Source organism: [Empedobacter] haloabium (assembly GCA_008011715.2).
Classification (GTDB): Bacteria; Pseudomonadota; Gammaproteobacteria; order Burkholderiales; family Burkholderiaceae_D; genus Rugamonas; species Rugamonas haloabia.
On the sequence record CP136508.1, the window covers coordinates 3,103,269 to 3,121,112 of the forward strand.

Genomic DNA, 17,844 nt, shown 5'->3' on the forward strand with positions numbered 1-17,844 from the left:
CGGATGAAGAAAGCGCCCTGCGGGGCGCTTTTTTTATCGGCGGCGCCGATTGCCATGCGAGCCGAGGTGTGCCAGCATGAAGGTCCACCTTTCGGCGAGGAGACGTTCATGGCAAAGCTCAGCAAGATCATGCCCTGCCTGTGGTTCGACAGCGAGGGCGAGCAAGCCGCGCGCTTCTACACATCGATTTTCCCGGACGGTCGCATTACCCAGGTGCAGCGCTACAGCGAGGCCGGGCAGGACCAGCACGGCCGCCCGCCCGGCTCCGTCATGCTGGTCAGCTTCGAGCTGGCCGGCCAGTCGTTCACGGCCCTGAACGGCGGGCCGCATTTCAAATTTACCGAGGCCATATCGCTGATGGTCCTGTGCGACTCGCAGGAGGAGATCGACCACTACTGGACCCGGCTGGGCGAAGGCGGCGATCCGGCAGCGCAGATGTGCGGCTGGCTGAAGGACCAATACGGCTTGTCGTGGCAGGTCGCGCCAGCGATGTTTTCCGAGTGGTACGCGGACGAAACCTCGGCAGGGGCGCAGCGCGCGATGCTGGCGATGATGGGCATGAAGAAGCTCGATATCGCCGCGTTGCAGGCGGCGTACGACGGTCGCGCGTGACTGTCGACAGGCGGCGCACGCAGGATTGCCGGGCCAGCGCCGCGCCATCGACAGCGCATACCAGGAAAGAGCTCGCCATCGGCGACCAGCGCTTCATTGCGTCCGTCACCTCCCGCGCCAGCCGTGCCGCCGCGCAAGTCTGGGGTCAGACCCGCCGGGTCTGACCCCGGCTTTCCTCCAGCGCCCGCGTCATCGCCGCCATCTCGCCCTGCAGCCACGCGCGAAACTGCACTACCTTCGGCCGCTCGGCCTTGTGCGGCGCGACGATGAAGCAGTAGCCGCGCGGGTATGGCACGCTGTTGGCGCGGATCAGCCGCAGCGCGCCCTTGCGGATGTCGTCATGGGCGATCGAGTAGGCCACCAGGGCGATGCCCTGGCCCGCCACGGCGGCCTGGGTCAGCACGCCGTAGTGGCTGAAGCTGCGCGAGAAATCGTACGGCCCCTGCAGCGCGTCGTTGGCACGCAGGATCCTGGCCCAGTACTCGGTGGTGTCCTCGTACAGCAGCGGGAAACGCGTCAGGTCCGCCAGCGTCAGTTCCGTCTCGCCCTGGCGCAGCAGTGCCGGGCTGTAGGCGATGACCATGTGCTCCTCGAACAGCACGCCGGGATGGTCGCGCGTGACGCAGTGGCGGATCGCCAGGTCGTGCTCTTCCCGCTCCAGGTCCACCAGCCGGTCGCTCGATTCGATGCGGATGTCCAGCTCCGGATGCAGGTCGGTGAAGCGGCCGATGTTCGGTGCCAGCCATTTCAATGCGAACGAATGCGTGGTCGAGATGCGCAGCATGTGCTCGTCCTGGCCGCCGCGCAGGCTGTCCACCTTGGTGCGCAGTTCGCGCAGCACCTGCGCCACCGTGCGCGCCAGCTCCTCGCCCTTCTCGGTCAGCGCGATATGACGCGGGTGGCGCACGAACAGGGCGAAACCCACCGTCTCCTCCAGCTGCTTGACCTGCAGGCTGATGGCGGCCGGCGTCTTGTGCAGCTCCTGCGCCGCCAGGGTGAAACTGCCCCAGCGTGCGGCGCTGTCGAAGTCGATCAGTCCCGACAGGCTGCGCAGCGGCCGCCCGCGCGTGCCCGCGCCTTCCAGCAAATACCCATCCGCATCCAGTGACGACTGCATAAGCTTTCCTTGGCCTGCCCCCCAGGATTTCTCGTTTGAGCGGGCGAGTGATCGAACGGACAATATAACCCAGGCGGCCCACCGTGACAGCGGTCGCCACGCTCAAGGGAGAACGCCATGTCCAGCCCCATCTGCACCATCGCGGCGCCACCGGCGCCACGCCAGCACCCGCCGGCCTGCGCACGCGCAGCCCAGCCGGCGCCGCCCGCCGACAGCGCGACGGAAGTCGCAACGGCGCCGCCCGCCTCTTTCAGCAACGCGCTGATGCGCCTGTACGCAGGGCTGGTGCTGCTGCGCTGAGCGGCCATGAAAAAAGCCGGGCAAGCCCGGCCTTTCAGCGACACGCGCGCGCGGCTCAGCCGACGAACTTGCGCGCGTTGCGGAACATCCGCATCCACGGCGATTCCTCGCCCCACGACGCCGGTGCCCACGAGTGCTGCACCGTGCGGAACACGCGCTCGGCGTGTGGCATCAGCACCGTGAAGCGGCCGTCCGGCGTCGTCACCGAGGTCAGGCCGCCCGGCGAACCGTTCGGGTTGTACGGGTAGGCTTCGGTGGCGTTGCCATGGTTGTCCACGTAGCGCATCGCGCCCAGCACGGCGCTCACGTCGCCGGTCTGGCTGAAGTCCGCGTAGCCTTCGCCGTGGGCGACGGCGATCGGGCTTTGCGTGCCCGCCATGCCCTGGAAGAAGATCGACGGCGAATCCAGCACCTCGACCATCGCGAAGCGCGCCTCGAATTTCTCCGACTTGTTGGTCGTGAACTTCGGCCAGGCGTGCGCACCCGGGATGATGGACTTCAGGTTGCTCATCATCTGGCAGCCGTTGCAGATGCCTAGGCCGAACGTGTCGGAGCGCTGGAAGAACTGCGCGAACTGCTCGGACAACGCCGGGTTGAACAGGATCGACTTGGCCCAGCCTTCGCCCGCGCCCAGCACGTCGCCATACGAGAAGCCGCCGACGGCGATCACGCCCTGGAAGTCGGCCAGCTTGACGCGGCCGGCGATCAGGTCGCTCATGTGGACGTCGATGGCGGCGAAGCCCGCCTGGTGCATGACCCAGGCCGTCTCGATGTGCGAGTTGACGCCCTGCTCGCGCAGGATCGCCACGCGCGGCCGCACGCCGGCAGCCAGGAACGGCGCCGCCACGTTGTCGGCCAGGTCGAACGTGACCTTTGGCGTGATGCCGGGATCGGTTTCGTCCAGCAGGCGGTCGTATTCCGCATCCGCCGTGGCCGGGTTCTCGCGCATGCGCGAGATGCGCCAGCTCGTTTCGCTCCACAGGCGGTGCAGCGCGGCGCGCTGTTCGCTGTAGACCAGTTTGGCGTCGCGCGTGAATTCGATGACGCCACGGTCGTTCGGCTTGCCGATGATGTGGCTGCAGGCGCCCAGGTTGAACGAACGCAGCACGTCCATCACCAGCGATTTCTCGTCGGCGCGCACCTGGATCACGGCGCCCAGCTCCTCGGCGAACAGCGCGCGCAAGGTCAGCTCGTTGCGGCGCTCGGCCACCTGGCCGGCCCAGTTCTTGGCGTCGCCCCAGTCGGCCGCGTGTTCGCCTTCCAGGGTCAGCATGTCGAGGTTGATCGACAGGCCGGCACGGCCGGCAAACGCCATTTCCGTCAGGGTCGCGTACAGGCCGCCGTCGGAACGGTCGTGGTAGGCCAGCAGCTTGCCGTCGCGGTTCAGCTGCTGGATCGCGGCGAAGAAGCCCTTCAGGTCTTCCGCGCTGTCCACGTCCGGTGTCGCGTTGCCCAGCTGGCCCAGTACCTGGGCCAGGATCGAGGCGCCCATGCGGTTCTTGCCGCGACCCAGGTCGATCAGGATGATGGCCGTATCGCCCGCGTCCGTGCGGATCTGCGGCGTCAGCGATTTGCGCACGTCGTAGACCGGCGCAAAACCGGACACGATCAGCGAGACCGGCGACACCACCGCCTTGGCTGCGCCATCGTCACTCCAGGTGGTACGCATCGACAGCGAATCCTTGCCGACCGGGATGCTGATGCCCAGCGCCGGGCACAGGTCCATGCCGACCGCTTTCACCGTGTCGAACAGCGCCGCGTCCTGGCCCGGCTGGCCGCAGGCGGCCATCCAGTTGGCGGACAGCTTGATGTCCGAGATGTCCGCGATCGGCGCCGCGGCCAGGTTGGTGATGACTTCACCGACGGCCATGCGGCCCGAGGCCGGCGCATCGATCACGGCCAGCGGCGTGCGCTCGCCCATCGCCATCGCCTCGCCCAGGTAGCCTTCGTACGACAGCGCCGTCACGGCGCAATCGGCCACCGGCACCTGCCAGGGGCCGACCATCTGGTCGCGCACCGAGGTGCCGCCCACGGTGCGGTCGCCGATCGTGATCAGGAAGCTCTTGTCGCCGACGGTCGGCGACAGCAGCATCCGCTGCGCCGCGTCGACCAGGTCGACACCGGTCAGGTCGATGGCCGGATAGTCGCGCGTGACGTGCGTGACGTCGCGGTGCATCTTCGGCGGTTTGCCCAAGAGGACGTCCATCGGCATGTCGACCGGGTTGTTGCCTTCCTGCGGATCGATCAGCTTGAGCTGGCGTTCCTCGGTGGCGGTGCCGACCACGGCGAACGGGCAGCGTTCGCGCTCGCACAGCGCCTGGAACACGGGCAGGTCGCCCGGCGCGATGGCCAGCACGTAGCGCTCCTGCGATTCGTTCGACCAGATCTCCTTCGGCGCCAGGCCGGATTCCTCCAGCGGCACCTTGCGCAGGTCGAAAATCGCGCCGCGCTTGGCGTCGTTGGTGATCTCGGGGAAGGCGTTGGACAGGCCGCCGGCGCCCACGTCGTGGATCGAGATGATCGGATTGTCGCTACCCATCTGCCAGCAGCCATTGATGACTTCCTGCGCGCGCCGTTCCATTTCCGGGTTGCCGCGCTGGACCGAGTCGAAGTCCAGGTCGGCCGTGTTGGTGCCGGTCGCCATCGACGACGCGGCCGAGCCGCCCATGCCGATGCGCATGCCCGGACCGCCCAGCTGGATCAAGAGGCTGCCGACCGGGATGTCGTTCTTGTGCGTGTGCTGGTCGGCGATATTGCCGATGCCGCCCGCGATCATGATCGGCTTGTGGTAACCGTACACCGCATGGCCCGCATTCTGCTCGTAGCTGCGGAAGTAACCGCCCAGCACGGGGCGGCCGAATTCGTTCGAGAACGCGGCGCCGCCCAGCGGGCCTTCGATCATGATCTGCAGCGGCGACGCAATGCGGTCCGGCTTGCCATACACCGTGGACGTGTCGCGGCCGGCCTGCGGCGCCGTCACGTCGGCGGCGTTTTCCCACGGCCGCACGGCGTCCGGCAGATACAGGTTGGACACCGTGAAGCCGGTCAGGCCCGCCTTCGGGCGCGCGCCGCGGCCGGTCGCGCCTTCGTCGCGGATCTCGCCGCCGGCGCCGGTGGAGGCGCCCGGGAACGGCGAGATCGCCGTCGGGTGGTTGTGCGTCTCCACCTTCATCAGCGTGTGGATCAGCTCTTGCGAAGCGCCGTACTCGTGACTCTCACCGCGCGGGTAGAAGCGCGTGACCTCGGCGCCCTGCATGATGGACGAGTTGTCCGAGTAGGCCACGATGGTGCCCTTCGGCTGCTTCTCGTGCGTGTTCTTGATCATCTTGAACAGCGAGCGCTCCTGCGCCACGCCGTCGATGGTCCAGTCGGCGTTGAAGATCTTGTGGCGGCAGTGCTCCGAGTTCGCCTGCGCGAACATCATCAGCTCGACGTCGGTCGGGTTGCGCTTGGCCGCCGTGAAGGCGTCGTTCAAGTAGTCGATCTCGTCGTCCGACATCGCCAGGCCCAGGTCCGTGTTGGCTTGCACCAGGGCGGCGCGGCCGGCCCCCAGCACGTCCACCGTTTCCAGCTTCTTGCCTTCCAGGGTTCGGAACAGGTCCGCCGCCTGGTCGGGATGACGCAGCACGGATTCCGTCATGCGGTCGTGCAGCAGCGCGGCCACGGCCTGGGCCTGCTGCGCGTCCAGCTTCCTGGCGGCACCGATGCTGCTGCCCAGGATGCCGCCCTTCAGCACCACGCGATACGCCACGCCGCGCTCGACGCGGTGGATGTGCGTCATGCCGCAGTTGTGGACGATGTCCGTCGCCTTCGATGCCCACGGCGAGATCGTGCCGAAGCGGGGAATCACGTAGAACTCCTCCACCACGCCGTCCGTCACGTCGGCCTGCGCCGGTTCGCCATAGGTCAGGAGGCCCGTCAGGCGGGCGCGGTCGTCGTCGGAGACGGCCGCCTGGGCATCGACAAAGTGAATGTACCGGGCCTGAATCGCCGTCACGGCGGGCTGCACGGCTTGGAGTTGGGACAGGAGACGCTGGCTACGGAATGCGGACAGGGCATTGGAGCCCGGGAGTATCAACATGGTTGGGAGCGAGTTGATGCAGCTAGGCTGCGGATTATAGAAATCTGGAATGCGAAATCTGACACGAGAAATCCGGTACGGACGGGTGCTGCACGGGGCGGGCTGTAATCCTTTTGCCGGCATTATACTCTTTTCAGTATTGTCTTCCCAGCCTTTGCCATCGCCCCATCCGGCGCCGCGCAGGGTCGGCTCGCAACAGATGAGCTTGGTTTGCGCAAATTTCGCAGAAAAAATCAGTGTTCTCTGTTGGAAATGCCCTATTCTTGTGGCAGTCCGAGTTTCATTCCTGCGCCATGCCCGAATTCAGTGAACTGTCGGTGCTGATCGTCGATCCCAGTCCCGGGATGCGCGGCAACCTGCACAATATGTTGAGCCAGTCCTCGATCACGAAGATCGACTACGCGCTCGGCGCCGGCACGGCCATTCGCCAGCTGGCCAGGAAAGCCTACGATATCGTGCTGTGCGAATACGACCTCGATGGCGGCGGCGCCAATGGCCAGGACGGCCAGCAGTTGCTGGAAGACCTGCGTCACCACCGCTTGATCGCACCGGACACGATCTTCATCATGCTGACCTCCGAGGGCACCGACAGCAAGGTCATCGGCGCCGCCGAGCTGACCCCGACCGACTACGTGCTAAAACCGTTCACGGTGGAGGCGCTGATGGCGCGCATCCGGCGCGCGGTCGACCGCCGCAACGCGCTGCTGCCGGTGCACCGCCGCCTCGCCGAGGGCAGCCTGCGCGAGGCGTTGCGGCTGTGCCATGCGGGGCTCGACCAGAAGCCGCGCTATGCCACCGACTTCGCCCGGCTGCAGGCCGAAACGCATGCGGCGCTGGACGAATGGGCCGAAGCGGAGCTGGTCTACCAGACCGTGCTGGCCGTGCGGCCCAGCACCGGCTGGGCCCAGCTGGGCGTGGCAAGCTGCCAGTTCGCCCAGCAGCATTACGAGGACGCCCGCACCGTGCTGGAGCGCCTGATCGCCGTGTACCCGCGTTTCATGTCGGCCTACGACCTGCTGGCACGCACCTACCAGGCGCTGGGCCAGGATATCCAGGCCAAGAAGGTGCTGGAGGATGCCGTCACCATTTCGCCGCACATGGTGCGCCGCCTGCGCCACCTGGGCGAGCTGGCGTTCGCCACCGATGATGTGGGCGCGGCCGAGCGGGCCTTTCGCGCCGTCGTCGGCAAGGCACGCTACTCGGAGTTCCGCTCGCCCGAGGACCACGTCAACCTGGTGCGCACGCTGGTGCGCAAGGGCGACGCGAGCCAGGCCGCCAGCGTTATCCGGGACCTGGAACGGTCACTGCGCGCCGGCCCCGAGACGGAGACGTGCCGCGCGCTGGCCGCCGCCCTGGTGCTGGACCTGGCCGGCAGCGAGACCGGCGCCGCCGCCGAACTGGCGCGCGCCGTCGCCGCCGCCGGCACGGCGCCGCACCTGTCCAACCAGCTGCGCATCGGCCTGGCCAACGCCTGCCTGCAGCATCGGCTGGACCAGGAGGCTTGCAGCGTGGTGCTGGGCATGTTGCACGACGGCGCGGCCGCCATCACGATCGAGCAGGCGGTGGACGTGTTCGAGAAGGCCGGTCGGCACGATCTCGCCGTCAGCGTGAGCCAGCGCGCCACCCAGCAGGCTCAGGAAGCGCTCAGCGAAACGGCCGCGCGGCTGGGCCAGGGCGAACACCGCGCCGCCGTGCTGGCGATCACGGCAGCCGTGCGGCGCTCGCCAGGCAATGTCCCGGTGCTGCTGGCGGCCGTCCAGACGATCCTGCGCCAGCTCGACGAGCTGGGCTGGGAGGCGCCCCTGGCCGAGCAGGCCACCCAGCTGATGGCGCGCTTGCGCAAGCTGGACCCGGGCAACGGCGCGCTCGAGCATCTGGCCCAGCAATACGGCGCGGCCCAGCGCAAGTACGGTATCGCGGCGGCGGCATGACGCGTGCGCGCCACGCGAAATCGGCGTAAAATCTGCGTATTGATTCAGGAGAACACCATGGCATCGTCGTTCAATATCGATTCAAAGCTCGACAGTACGCTGGAGGACCTGAAAAAACACTACGGCGCCAGCTCGAAGGCGGAGGTATTGCGCAAGGCGGTCGCCCTGCTCAACATCGTCAGCCGCTACGAAGGCGCCGACGGCAGCGTCACCTTGCGCCAGGGCGACAACGACACGAAAATCGTGCTGCGGTGACCGGCGAAGTCGTCACCATCGCGGCCGAGGAAGGCCGCATCGGCAACGCCGTCGAAAGCGCCACGGCACGCAGCATCGCCGCCGACATCTGGCTGCGCGTGGCCATGGTCGTGGTTGTCTGCGGCATCTTCATCTGGCTGAACTGGCGCGTCATCGACTTCGTCCAGCAGGCGCTGCGGCTGGACCTGGAGCGCATGCAGGCCACCCCACCCTTGCCGCCGGAACACCGGCTGGTCACGTCGAACGTCGTCATGGCGCTGATCGGCGCCACCGTCGTGCAGACCGGCGTCGGCTTCATCACCATCACCTCCTACCTGTTCCCGAAACGCCTGAACGGCTGAGTTCGCGTCCCACCTCGGGGTCAGTCTGAGGTAGCCCGGATATCGTAGCCAGGTTCAATTGGGGGTCAGGTACTTTTTTTCGACCTCCATGGGGCTGAGGTATCTCAGCGTCTGATGAGGGCGCCGCTGATTGTAGTACAGCTCGATGAAACTCGATATCTCGGCGATGGCGTTAGCTCTTGTTGGATACATGGTGTGACGCGTCAGTTCATTCTTGAGCGTAGAGAACCAGCTCTCTGCCACGGCATTGTCGTGGCAGTTACCTCGTCGGCTCATACTTGCCCTAAGGCCGCGTTCGTCCAGCACCCCTCGGTATAGTTTGGACCCATATACCGAGCCCTGATCTGTGTGGCAGATGAGCCCCGGTTCAGGCCTGCGCTGTGCATAGGCCATTCTTAGCGCAGCGATGGGCAGCGAGGCGTCCTGGCACTGATTCATGGCCCACCCAACTATCCGACGAGCGAACAGGTCAAGCACGATGGCTAGATGGAGCCAACCTTCACTGGTATGGATTGTTGTGATGTCGCTAACCCAGACCTTGTTCGGTGCTGTTACGGTGAAAGCTCGCTTGAGCAGGTCGGGCGCAGGCGGCTCGGTGTGCTGATGGGCCTTCATCACGCGGAACTTGGTCTTACGCTTAGCCTCAATGGCCTCGATCTTGCGCAGCCGTGCCACACGATGCTTGCCGCATACGACGCCGCTAGCGTTGAGTAGGCGCCACGTCTTCACTGCACCTAGCGCATGACGATGTGAGTCGTGCAGGCTACGAATGTGCTGACGCAGTGCCAGATCTTCTCGGCTGCGCATACTCGATGGTCGACGGCGGAAAGCGTAATAGGTACTGTACTTCACATCCAGCACACGGCACAGTGAACGCACTGAATGGCGCTTTGAATGTTCCTCGATCACGGCGTACTTCATCGCTTCATCCGCGCGAAGGACGCCTCCAACTTTTTTAATAGTTCGAAGTCCTCCTTCACTCTGCTTAGCTCGCGTTTGACCCGTGCTAGCTCACTTTCTTCGCTTTCGGGCTTGCGGCCACGACTGGTGAAACTTGCCTCTGGGCCGTTTTGCTCGAGCATCTTCGCCCATTTGTAGAGCTGATTGCGCCGTACGCCCAGCTCGTTAGCAAGGGCCTGCGCAGTCTGCTTGCCATCTTTGAGGCGTGCAACGGCAGCAAGCTTAAATTCTTTGGTGTAGACAACAGGATGCTGGCGCTGTGCTCCAGCATCCTCCGATGGGGTGATTGGTGATTTCGCGGTCATAGGGTCCTCTAGGATACGGATTGTCCCCCATTTCGACCTGGCTACAATTTCCGGTACACCTCAGTCACCATATCGAGACACGGGCTCGGCTGTATTAGCGCCGAGCTCGTGTCCCGTTTTGGTGACTGACCCCCAGGTGGGACACGGGCTCGGCTGTTACGGTGGCGTACCGTAGCCGCCGCCGCCCGGGGTCTCGATGACGAACACGTCGCCCGGCGCCATCTCCGTCTTGCCGATATGGCCCAGCTGCTCCACCGTGCCATCGGCGCGCTCGACGTAGTTGCGGCCGGTGGCGCCGGGCTGGCCGCCGGCCATGCCGAAGGGCGCGTGCAAGCGGTTATTGGACAGGATTGCCGCCGTCATCGGTTCCAGGAAACGCACGCGGCGGATGCCGCCATTGCCGCCGTGCCAGCGCCCGGCGCCGCCCGAGCCGTGCCGGATGGCGTAGCTGTCCAGCCGCACCGGAAAGCGGAATTCCAGGATTTCCGGGTCGGTCAGGCGCGAGTTGGTCATGTTCGTCTGCACCACGTCGGTGCCGTCGAAGCCTTCCCCGGCACCGGAGCCGCCGCTGATCGTCTCGTAATACTGGACCTTGCTGCTGCCGAAGGTGAAATTGTTCATCGTGCCCTGCGACGCGGCCAGCACGCCCAGCGCGCCGTACAGCGCATTGGTGATGCAGGTCGACGTCTCGACGTTGCCCGAGACGACCGAGGCCGGATAGCGCGGGTTCAGCATCGAGCCGGGCGGGATGATGACGGACAGCGGCTTCAGGCAGCCGGCGTTGAGCGGAATCTCGTCGTCCACCAGCGTGCGGAACACGTACAGCACCGCCGCCATGCACACGGCCGACGGCGCGTTGAAGTTGTTCGGCAGCTGGCTCGACGTGCCGCTGAAGTCGATGGTGGCGCTGCGCGCCGCGCGGTCGACGGTCACGGCGACCTGGATGCGCGCGCCGTTGTCCAGCGGCAGCGTGAAGCTGCCGTCGGACAGCGCGCCGATCACGCGCCGCACGGCTTCCTCGGCATTGTCCTGCACGTGGCCCATATAGGCCTGCACCACGTCGAGCCCGAAGTGCGCGACCATCCGGTGCAGCTCCTCGACGCCCTTCTGGTTGGCCGCCACCTGTGCGCGCAGGTCGGCCAGGTTCTGGTCCGGATTGCGTGCAGGCCAGCGCGCGCCGGTCAGCAGCGCGCGCGTTTCCGCCTCGCGCAGGCGCCCGCCCCCTACCCCATCCACCAGCAGGAAGTTGTCGATCAGGACGCCCTCTTCTTCGATATGCGTCGAATCCGGCGGCATCGAGCCGGGGCTGGTGCCGCCGATGTCGGCATGGTGGCCGCGCGAGCCGACATAGAACAGGATGTCCTGGCCAGCCACGTCGAACACGGGCGTGATGACGGTAACGTCGGGCAGGTGCGTGCCGCCGTTGTACGGATCGTTCAGCATGAACACGTCGCCTGGCCGCATGCGCCCGGCGTTCTCGCGCATCACGGTCTTGATGCTCTCGCCCATCGAACCCAGGTGCACCGGCATGTGCGGCGCGTTGGCGATCAGGTTGCCCTGCGCGTCGAAGATGGCGCAGGAGAAGTCCAGCCGTTCCTTGATGTTGACGGAATACGCCGTGTTCTGCAGGCGCAGGCCCATCTGCTCGGCAATCGACATGAACAGGTTGTTGAAGATCTCCAGCATGACCGGATCGGCCGTCGTGCCGATCGCGCGCCGTTCGGGCAGCGCCTGCACACGCGTCAGCACCAGGTGATCCTGCGGCGTGACGACGGCCTGCCAGCCCTGCTCCACCACGGTGGTCGCGTTGGCCTCGGCGATGATGGCCGGGCCGGCGATGACGTCGCCGATGCGCATGCCGGCGCGCGCAAACAGGCCCGTCTCGCGCCACGCGCCGGCACTGTACATCCGCACCGTGCGGCGCGGGACCAGGTCACCCGCGCGCGGCGCCTGCACCGGCGCCACCGGTGCCGGCGCGTCGGCAGCGCCGATCGCTTCCACCGACACCGCCTCCACGATCAACGCCTTGTGCGGCATCAGGAACGAGAAGCGCTTCTTGTACGCCGCTTCGGACTGCGCCTGCATCGACGCCAGCGAACCGTCCAGCACGACCAGCGCGGAATCGGTGCCTTCATAGCGCAGGTGCACGCGGCGGATCGCATCGATGCGCTCCGGTGCGACGCCCTGCTCGCGCAGCGCCGCCGTCGCCTCGAACGCCAGCGCGTCCAGCCGTGCCGCCAGCGCCGGCAGGTGTTCCTCGTCCAGTTTCAGTTCCAGCGCCGCCTCGCGCATCGCGGTCTGGTCGGCCAGGCCCATGCCGTAGGCCGACAGCACGCCGGCCAGCGAGTGGATGAACACCGTCTTCATGCCCAGAGCGTCCGCCACCAGGCAGGCATGCTGGCCGCCGGCGCCGCCAAAACTGGTCAGCGCGTAGTCCGTCACGTCATGGCCGCGTTGCACCGAAATCTGCTTGATCGCGTTGGCCATATTGCCCACCGCGATATCGATATAGCCGGCCGCCACCGCTTCCGGCGTCGTGGCCTGGCCGGTTGCGGCCGCGATCTCTTCGGCCAGTGCCGCGAAGCGCTGCCGCACCACTTCCGCGTCGAGCGGGGCATTGCCGTCCGGGCCGAACAAGGCGGGGAATTCCTCCGGCCAGATCTTGCCCAGCATGACGTTGCAGTCGGTGACGGCCAGCGGTCCGCCGCGCCGGTAGCTGGCCGGGCCCGGGTTGGCGCCGGCACTGTCCGGGCCCACGCGCAGGCGGCTGCCGTCGAAATGCAGGATCGAGCCGCCGCCGGCGGCCACCGTGTGGATGCTCATCATCGGCGCGCGCATGCGCACGCCCGCCACCTGCGTCTCGAACACACGTTCGAACTCGCCGGCGTAATGCGACACGTCGGTCGAGGTGCCGCCCATGTCGAAGCCGATCACCTTGTCGAAACCGGCCAGCCGGCTGGCGCGCACCATGCCGACGATACCGCCGGCGGGACCGGACAGGATGCTGTCCTTGCCCTGGAACGCGCGCGCGTCCGTCAGCCCGCCGTTCGACTGCATGAACTGCAGATTCACGCCGGGCAGTTCGCCCGCCACCTGGTCGACGTAGCGGCGCAGGATCGGCGACAGGTAAGCGTCGACCACGGTGGTGTCGCCGCGCGCGACGAGCTTCATCAGCGGGCTGACGGCGTGCGAGGCCGACACCTGGGTGAAGCCGATCTCACGCGCGATGGCCGCTACCGCGGCCTCGTGCGCGCTGTGGCGGTAGCCGTGCATGAACACGATGGCCAGCGAGCGGTAGCCGGCGTCCCAGGCGGCCCGCAGGCCGGAGCGGGCCTGCGCCTGGTCCAGCGGCGTGACGACGTCCCCATGCGCGCCGATGCGTTCGTCGATCTCGATCACGTGGCCGTACAGCAGCTCGGGCAGCACGATGTGGCGGTCGAACAGGCGCGGCCGATTCTGGTAGGCGATGCGCAGCGCGTCGCCGAAGCCGCGCGTGATGGCCAGTGCCGTGCGCTCGCCCTTGCGCTCCAGCAGCGCATTGGTAGCCACGGTCGTGCCCATCTTGACCGCTGCCACCTGCGCGGCCGGGATGGCCCGGTCGGCATCGATACCCAGCAGATGGCGGATGCCGGCGATGGCCGCGTCGCGGTACTGCTCGGGATTTTCCGACAGCAGTTTATGGGTCGTCAGCGTGCCGTCCGGGCGGCGCGCCACGATGTCCGTGAAGGTGCCGCCCCGGTCGATCCAGAATTGCCAGTCCATTGCCATCCTCGCGTCTGAAAACGCCTATTGTAAGACGAGCAGCGGCCTGCGCGATGCTAGAATCGGTCATCGCCAGCCCTGCCGCGTTCCATGCAGCCACTGTACACCGTCACCCAGATCCGCCAGATCGAAACCGAGTCCGCCCGCCGCCTGTCGGAGGGCGCGTTGATGCAACGGGCCGGCCAAGCCAGTGCCAACGCCGCGCTCGACCTGCTGCCTTTCGCCACCAGCCGCGCCAGCGTGCTGGTGCTGGCCGGTCCCGGCAACAATGGCGGCGACGCACTGGAGGCGGCCGCCCACCTGGCCCATGCGGGCGCCCAGGTCGCCGTGGTCTACTTCGAAGGCGGCAGTGCCCCGGAGCGCGCCCGGGCGGTCGAGCGGGCCCACGCCAGCCCGGCGCGCTTCGTGGCGGAAGACGCCATCGCCGGCGTCGAGTGGCACCTGGTCATCGACGGCCTGTTCGGGATCGGCCTGACGCGCCCGATCACGGGCCCGTTCGCCGCGCTGGTGGCGGCGCTCAACGCCTTGACCTGCCCGATACTGGCGCTGGACGTGCCCAGCGGCCTGGATGCGGACACGGGCTGCATCGTCGGCCCCGCCGGCTGCGCTGTGCGCGCCACGCACACGCTGACCTTCATCGGCGACAAGCCCGGCCTGCACACCTGCGACGGCCGCGATCACGCCGGCACCGTCAACGTCGCCCACCTCGACATCGACGCAGCCCACTACCCCGCCGCCACCATCCATCTGAACGGCGTGGATGGCTTCGCGCAAGCGGCCGTGGCGCGCCCGCAGAATTCGCACAAGGGCAGCTACGGCATCGTGTCCGTGCTGGGCGGCGCGCCGGGCATGACGGGCGCGCCGATATTGGCCGGGCGCGCGGCCCTGCATGCCGGCGCCGGCCGTGTATTCCTGTGCTTTGCCGGCCCGGCGCTGCAGTGCGACCCGGGCCAGCCGGAACTGATGTGCCGCGCGGCGCACGGCTTCGATTTCGCCACCGGCGTCACGGTCGCGGGTCCGGGGCTGGGTGGCAGCGACGAGGCGGCGCACCTGCTGGAACAGGCCATCGCCAGCCCGCAACCATTGGTGGTGGACGCGGACGGCCTGAATCTCGTCGCAGCCCGCTCCGGCCTGGCGGCACGGCTGCGCGGCCGCAAGGCCGCCACGCTGCTGACGCCGCATCCGCTGGAGGCGGCGCGCCTGCTGGCGACGTCGATCGGCGCGATCCAGCGCGACCGCCTGGACAGCGCACGCCGGCTGGCGGCGGCGCTGCACGCGATCGTCGTCCTGAAGGGAACCGGCACCGTCATCGCGGCGCCCGGCGGCGCCATCGTCATCAACCCGACCGGCAACCCGGCCCTGGCCACGGCCGGCACCGGCGACGTGCTGGCAGGCCTGTGCGGCGCGCTGCTGGCGCAGGGCTGGCCCGGCTGGGAGGCGGCGCTGGGGGCGGTCTGGCTGCACGGCATGGCTGCCGACGTGCTGGTGGCCGACGGCATTGGCCCCGTGGGCCTGACAGCGGGCGAGCTGGTTCCCGCCATCCGCACGGCGCTGAACCGACTGGTGGCGCGCCACGGCCGGCGCGCCTGAGCTACCTGGCGGCTAGACGACGCGGCCCGCCGCGATCGTGATGGTGCGGCCGCAGCGCGCCGCGATGCCGGTATCGTGCGTGACCAGCACCAGCGTCGAACCACGCTCGCGATTGAGTTCGAACATCAGCTGGATCACCGCTTCGCCGGTGGCCGCATCGAGGCTGCCGGTCGGCTCGTCCGCCAGCAGCAGCGGCGGCTCGGTGACGAAGGCGCGCGCCAGCGCGACGCGCTGCTGCTCGCCGCCGGACAGGAACTTCGGATAATGGCGCAGCCGGCTGGACAGGCCGACGCGGCCCAGCATGGCCTCGGCCTTGGCGCGCGCATTGGCGTCGCCCGCCAGTTCCAGCGGCAGCATGACGTTTTCCAGCGCGGTCAGGTGCGCCAGCAGCTGGAACGACTGGAACACGAAGCCCAGCCGCGCCTTGCGCAAGGCGGCGCGGCCGTCCTCGTCCAGCGCGAAGATGTCGGTGCCGTCGATCAGCACGGACCCGCCGCTGGGCGTGTCCAGCCCGGCCAACAGCCCAAGCAGGGTGGACTTGCCGGAACCGGACGCGCCAACGATGGCCACCGTCTCGCCCTTTTGCACGGTAAAATCGACGCTGTGCAGGATGGTCAGCTCGCCGCTGGCATCGGCCACCCGCTTGGTGAGGCCGCGCACGGAGATCGCCCCAAGCGGTGCCGCTACCCGCGTGTCGGCGTGGGCGGGCGCCGTGGCGGGCGCTGTGGTGGGCGATTTTGAGATGAAACTGCTGGACGCGTTGGGGATATCGGGCATGGTCGGAAGCTGGTCGCAAAGAATACTACGTAAGATATGGATGTCCTGGTGTGCGCTGTTGCTGTTGGCCGCCAGCGCAAGCGCCTATTCTGCCCCAAAAACCCTGCTCGTGGTGGGCGACAGCCTGTCGGCCGAATACGGCATCGCGCGCGGCAGCGGCTGGGTCGCCCTGCTCGAGCGCAGGCTGGCGGCGCGCAAGATCGGCGCCAGCATCGTCAACGCCAGCGTCAGCGGCGAGACCACGAGCGGCGGCCGTAGCCGCATGCCGGCGCTGCTGGCCAGGCACAAGCCCGACGTCGTCGTCATCGAACTCGGTGCCAACGACGGCCTGCGCGGCCTGCCCGTGGCGGCGGCGGATGCCAACCTGCGCGCGATGGTGGCGGCGGCAAAACAGGCCGGCGCCGCCGTGCTGCTGGTCGGCATGCAGATCCCGCCCAACTACGGGCGCGACTACGCCGACAAGTTCGCCGCCATGTTCGGCAAGATCAGCCGCGACGAGAAGGTGGCGCTGGCGCCCTTCATGCTCGAGAGCGTGGCCGACAAGGCCGACCTGTTCCAGCCCGACCGGCTGCACCCGCTGGCCACGGCGCATCCGGTCATCCTCGATAATATCTGGCCCTCGCTGGCCCCACTGTTGAAAGCCAAATGAAGTATCCCGAAATCCTGCGCATCGACGATGTGCTCGCCCGCCTGGACGAATTCGACACGATCATCGATGCCCGCAGCCCCGCCGAATACGCGCTGGACCACCTGCCGGACGCGATCAATTGCCCGGTGCTGGACGACGAACAGCGCGTGATCGTCGGCACCCTGTACAAGCAGACCGGCGCCTTCGAGGCCAAGAAGCTGGGCGCCGCCCTGGTGGCGAAGAACATCGCCCACCACCTGGAAACCCTGTGGCAGGACAAGCCGCGCGAATGGAAGCCCCTGGTGTACTGCTGGCGCGGCGGCAACCGCAGCGGCTCGATGGCGCACATCCTGGCCAAGGTCGGCTGGCCCGTCGTGCAGCTGGACGGCGGCTACAAGGCCTTCCGCAACCGCGTCAACGCCGACCTCGAACAAGCCCCGCAACTGGACTTGCGCGTCATCTGCGGCACCACGGGCAGCGGCAAGACGCGCCTGCTCGACACGCTGGAATCGGTCGGCGCGCAAGTACTGGACCTGGAACAGCTGGCGGCGCACCGCGGCTCCGTGCTGGGCAACCTGCCCTGCCAGCCGCAGCCCACGCAAAAGGCGTTCGAGACCTCGATCTGGGACCGGCTGCGCCGCTTCGACCCCAGCCGGCCCGTGTTCGTCGAATCGGAAAGCAAGAAGGTGGGCGCGCTGCGCGTGCCGGCGGCGCTGATGGAGCGCATGCGCGCCTCGCCGTGTATCGCTCTGCAGGTGGCCCGCGAGGAACGGGTCAAGCTCCTGATCGAGGACTACCAGCACTTCGCCTGCAACGCGCCGGCCCTGAACGCGCAGCTGGCCTACCTGACCGACCTGCACGGGAAGGCAAAGATCGCCGCCTGGCAGGAGATGGCGAGCGGCGGGCGCATGGCGGAACTGGTCGACGAGCTGCTGGTCGAACATTACGATCCGGCCTATACGCGTTCGATCCATCGCAACTTCACGCAGTACGAGCAGGCGCGGGTCGTGGCGCTGGCCGATATCTCGCCCGCTTCGTTCCTTGCTGCGGCGCAGGCACTGCACCGAGCGGTGGACGCATGAGACACCGGGGTCAGGCACCTATCTGTGGGTCTTCGACCCGCAGATAGGTGCCTGACCCCCCGGGTCTAAAAAAAACGCCCGGACCAGCCGGGCGTTTTCATTG

14 protein-coding genes are annotated in these 17,844 nt (G+C 67.5%); 8 read left to right on the forward strand and 6 right to left on the reverse strand.

The genetic code is table 11. The features are described 5' to 3' along the window. Positions 1 to 108: 108 nt before the first annotated feature. Entirely contained in the window at positions 109 to 612 is a 504-nt protein-coding gene (locus E7V67_013600; GenBank protein ID WUR16090.1) for a VOC family protein, read from the forward strand. A gap of 145 nt (positions 613 to 757) precedes the next feature. Here the strand turns inward: E7V67_013600 and E7V67_013605 are convergent, their stop codons facing one another. After that, complete coding sequence (locus E7V67_013605; protein WUR16091.1) at positions 758 to 1,729, reverse strand: LysR substrate-binding domain-containing protein; 972 nt, start codon at positions 1,727 to 1,729, stop codon at positions 758 to 760. 117 nt (positions 1,730 to 1,846) lie between these two features. Between E7V67_013605 and E7V67_013610 the strand changes: the two genes are divergently transcribed. After that, positions 1,847 to 2,029, forward strand: coding sequence for a hypothetical protein (locus E7V67_013610; protein ID WUR16092.1), 183 nt, complete (start codon positions 1,847 to 1,849; stop codon positions 2,027 to 2,029). A gap of 55 nt (positions 2,030 to 2,084) precedes the next feature. Here the strand turns inward: E7V67_013610 and purL are convergent, their stop codons facing one another. Continuing rightward, positions 2,085 to 6,110, reverse strand: coding sequence for a phosphoribosylformylglycinamidine synthase (purL, locus tag E7V67_013615; GenBank protein ID WUR16093.1), 4,026 nt, complete (start codon positions 6,108 to 6,110; stop codon positions 2,085 to 2,087). A gap of 293 nt (positions 6,111 to 6,403) precedes the next feature. Here purL and E7V67_013620 point away from each other — a divergent pair, with 293 nt between their 5' ends. The 3 genes from E7V67_013620 to E7V67_013630 are packed head-to-tail and all read left to right on the forward strand — an operon-like array spanning position 6,404 to position 8,637. Next, positions 6,404 to 8,041 carry a response regulator gene (locus E7V67_013620; protein ID WUR16094.1) on the forward strand — a complete coding sequence of 546 codons (1,638 nt, stop codon included), beginning with the start codon at positions 6,404 to 6,406 and terminating at the stop codon, positions 8,039 to 8,041. 57 nt (positions 8,042 to 8,098) lie between these two features. Continuing rightward, positions 8,099 to 8,296 carry a hypothetical protein gene (locus E7V67_013625; protein WUR16095.1) on the forward strand — a complete coding sequence of 66 codons (198 nt, stop codon included), beginning with the start codon at positions 8,099 to 8,101 and terminating at the stop codon, positions 8,294 to 8,296. Beyond that, positions 8,293 to 8,637: a hypothetical protein gene (locus E7V67_013630; GenBank protein WUR16096.1), complete on the forward strand. Its 345-nt coding sequence runs from the start codon at positions 8,293 to 8,295 to the stop codon at positions 8,635 to 8,637. Before E7V67_013625 ends, E7V67_013630 begins: the two co-directional genes overlap by 4 nt. A gap of 54 nt (positions 8,638 to 8,691) precedes the next feature. Here E7V67_013630 and E7V67_013635 read toward each other — a convergent pair whose 3' ends face one another. The 3 genes from E7V67_013635 to E7V67_013645 all read right to left on the reverse strand — a co-directional run bounded on the left by E7V67_013635 (position 8,692) and on the right by E7V67_013645 (position 13,664). After that, entirely contained in the window at positions 8,692 to 9,558 is an 867-nt protein-coding gene (locus E7V67_013635) for an IS3 family transposase (GenBank protein WUR16097.1), read from the reverse strand. Beyond that, positions 9,555 to 9,902, reverse strand: a complete 348-nt coding sequence (locus tag E7V67_013640; GenBank protein WUR16098.1) for a transposase — start codon at positions 9,900 to 9,902, stop codon at positions 9,555 to 9,557. Before E7V67_013640 ends, E7V67_013635 begins: the two co-directional genes overlap by 4 nt. 156 nt (positions 9,903 to 10,058) lie before the next feature. Further along, on the reverse strand, positions 10,059 to 13,664 hold the full coding sequence (locus E7V67_013645; GenBank protein WUR16099.1) for a hydantoinase B/oxoprolinase family protein: 3,606 nt from the start codon (positions 13,662 to 13,664) through the stop codon (positions 10,059 to 10,061). A gap of 90 nt (positions 13,665 to 13,754) precedes the next feature. Between E7V67_013645 and E7V67_013650 the strand changes: the two genes are divergently transcribed. Then, positions 13,755 to 15,254, forward strand: coding sequence for an NAD(P)H-hydrate dehydratase (locus E7V67_013650; protein ID WUR16100.1), 1,500 nt, complete (start codon positions 13,755 to 13,757; stop codon positions 15,252 to 15,254). A 12-nt stretch (positions 15,255 to 15,266) separates the two neighbouring features. Here E7V67_013650 and E7V67_013655 read toward each other — a convergent pair whose 3' ends face one another. Continuing rightward, positions 15,267 to 16,031, reverse strand: a complete 765-nt coding sequence (locus E7V67_013655; GenBank protein ID WUR16101.1) for an ABC transporter ATP-binding protein — start codon at positions 16,029 to 16,031, stop codon at positions 15,267 to 15,269. A gap of 40 nt (positions 16,032 to 16,071) precedes the next feature. Here E7V67_013655 and E7V67_013660 point away from each other — a divergent pair, with 40 nt between their 5' ends. Then, positions 16,072 to 16,680 carry an arylesterase gene (locus E7V67_013660; GenBank protein WUR16102.1) on the forward strand — a complete coding sequence of 203 codons (609 nt, stop codon included), beginning with the start codon at positions 16,072 to 16,074 and terminating at the stop codon, positions 16,678 to 16,680. Beyond that, positions 16,677 to 17,741: a tRNA 2-selenouridine(34) synthase MnmH gene (gene mnmH, locus E7V67_013665; GenBank protein WUR16103.1), complete on the forward strand. Its 1,065-nt coding sequence runs from the start codon at positions 16,677 to 16,679 to the stop codon at positions 17,739 to 17,741. Before E7V67_013660 ends, mnmH begins: the two co-directional genes overlap by 4 nt. Positions 17,742 to 17,844 lie beyond the last annotated feature (103 nt).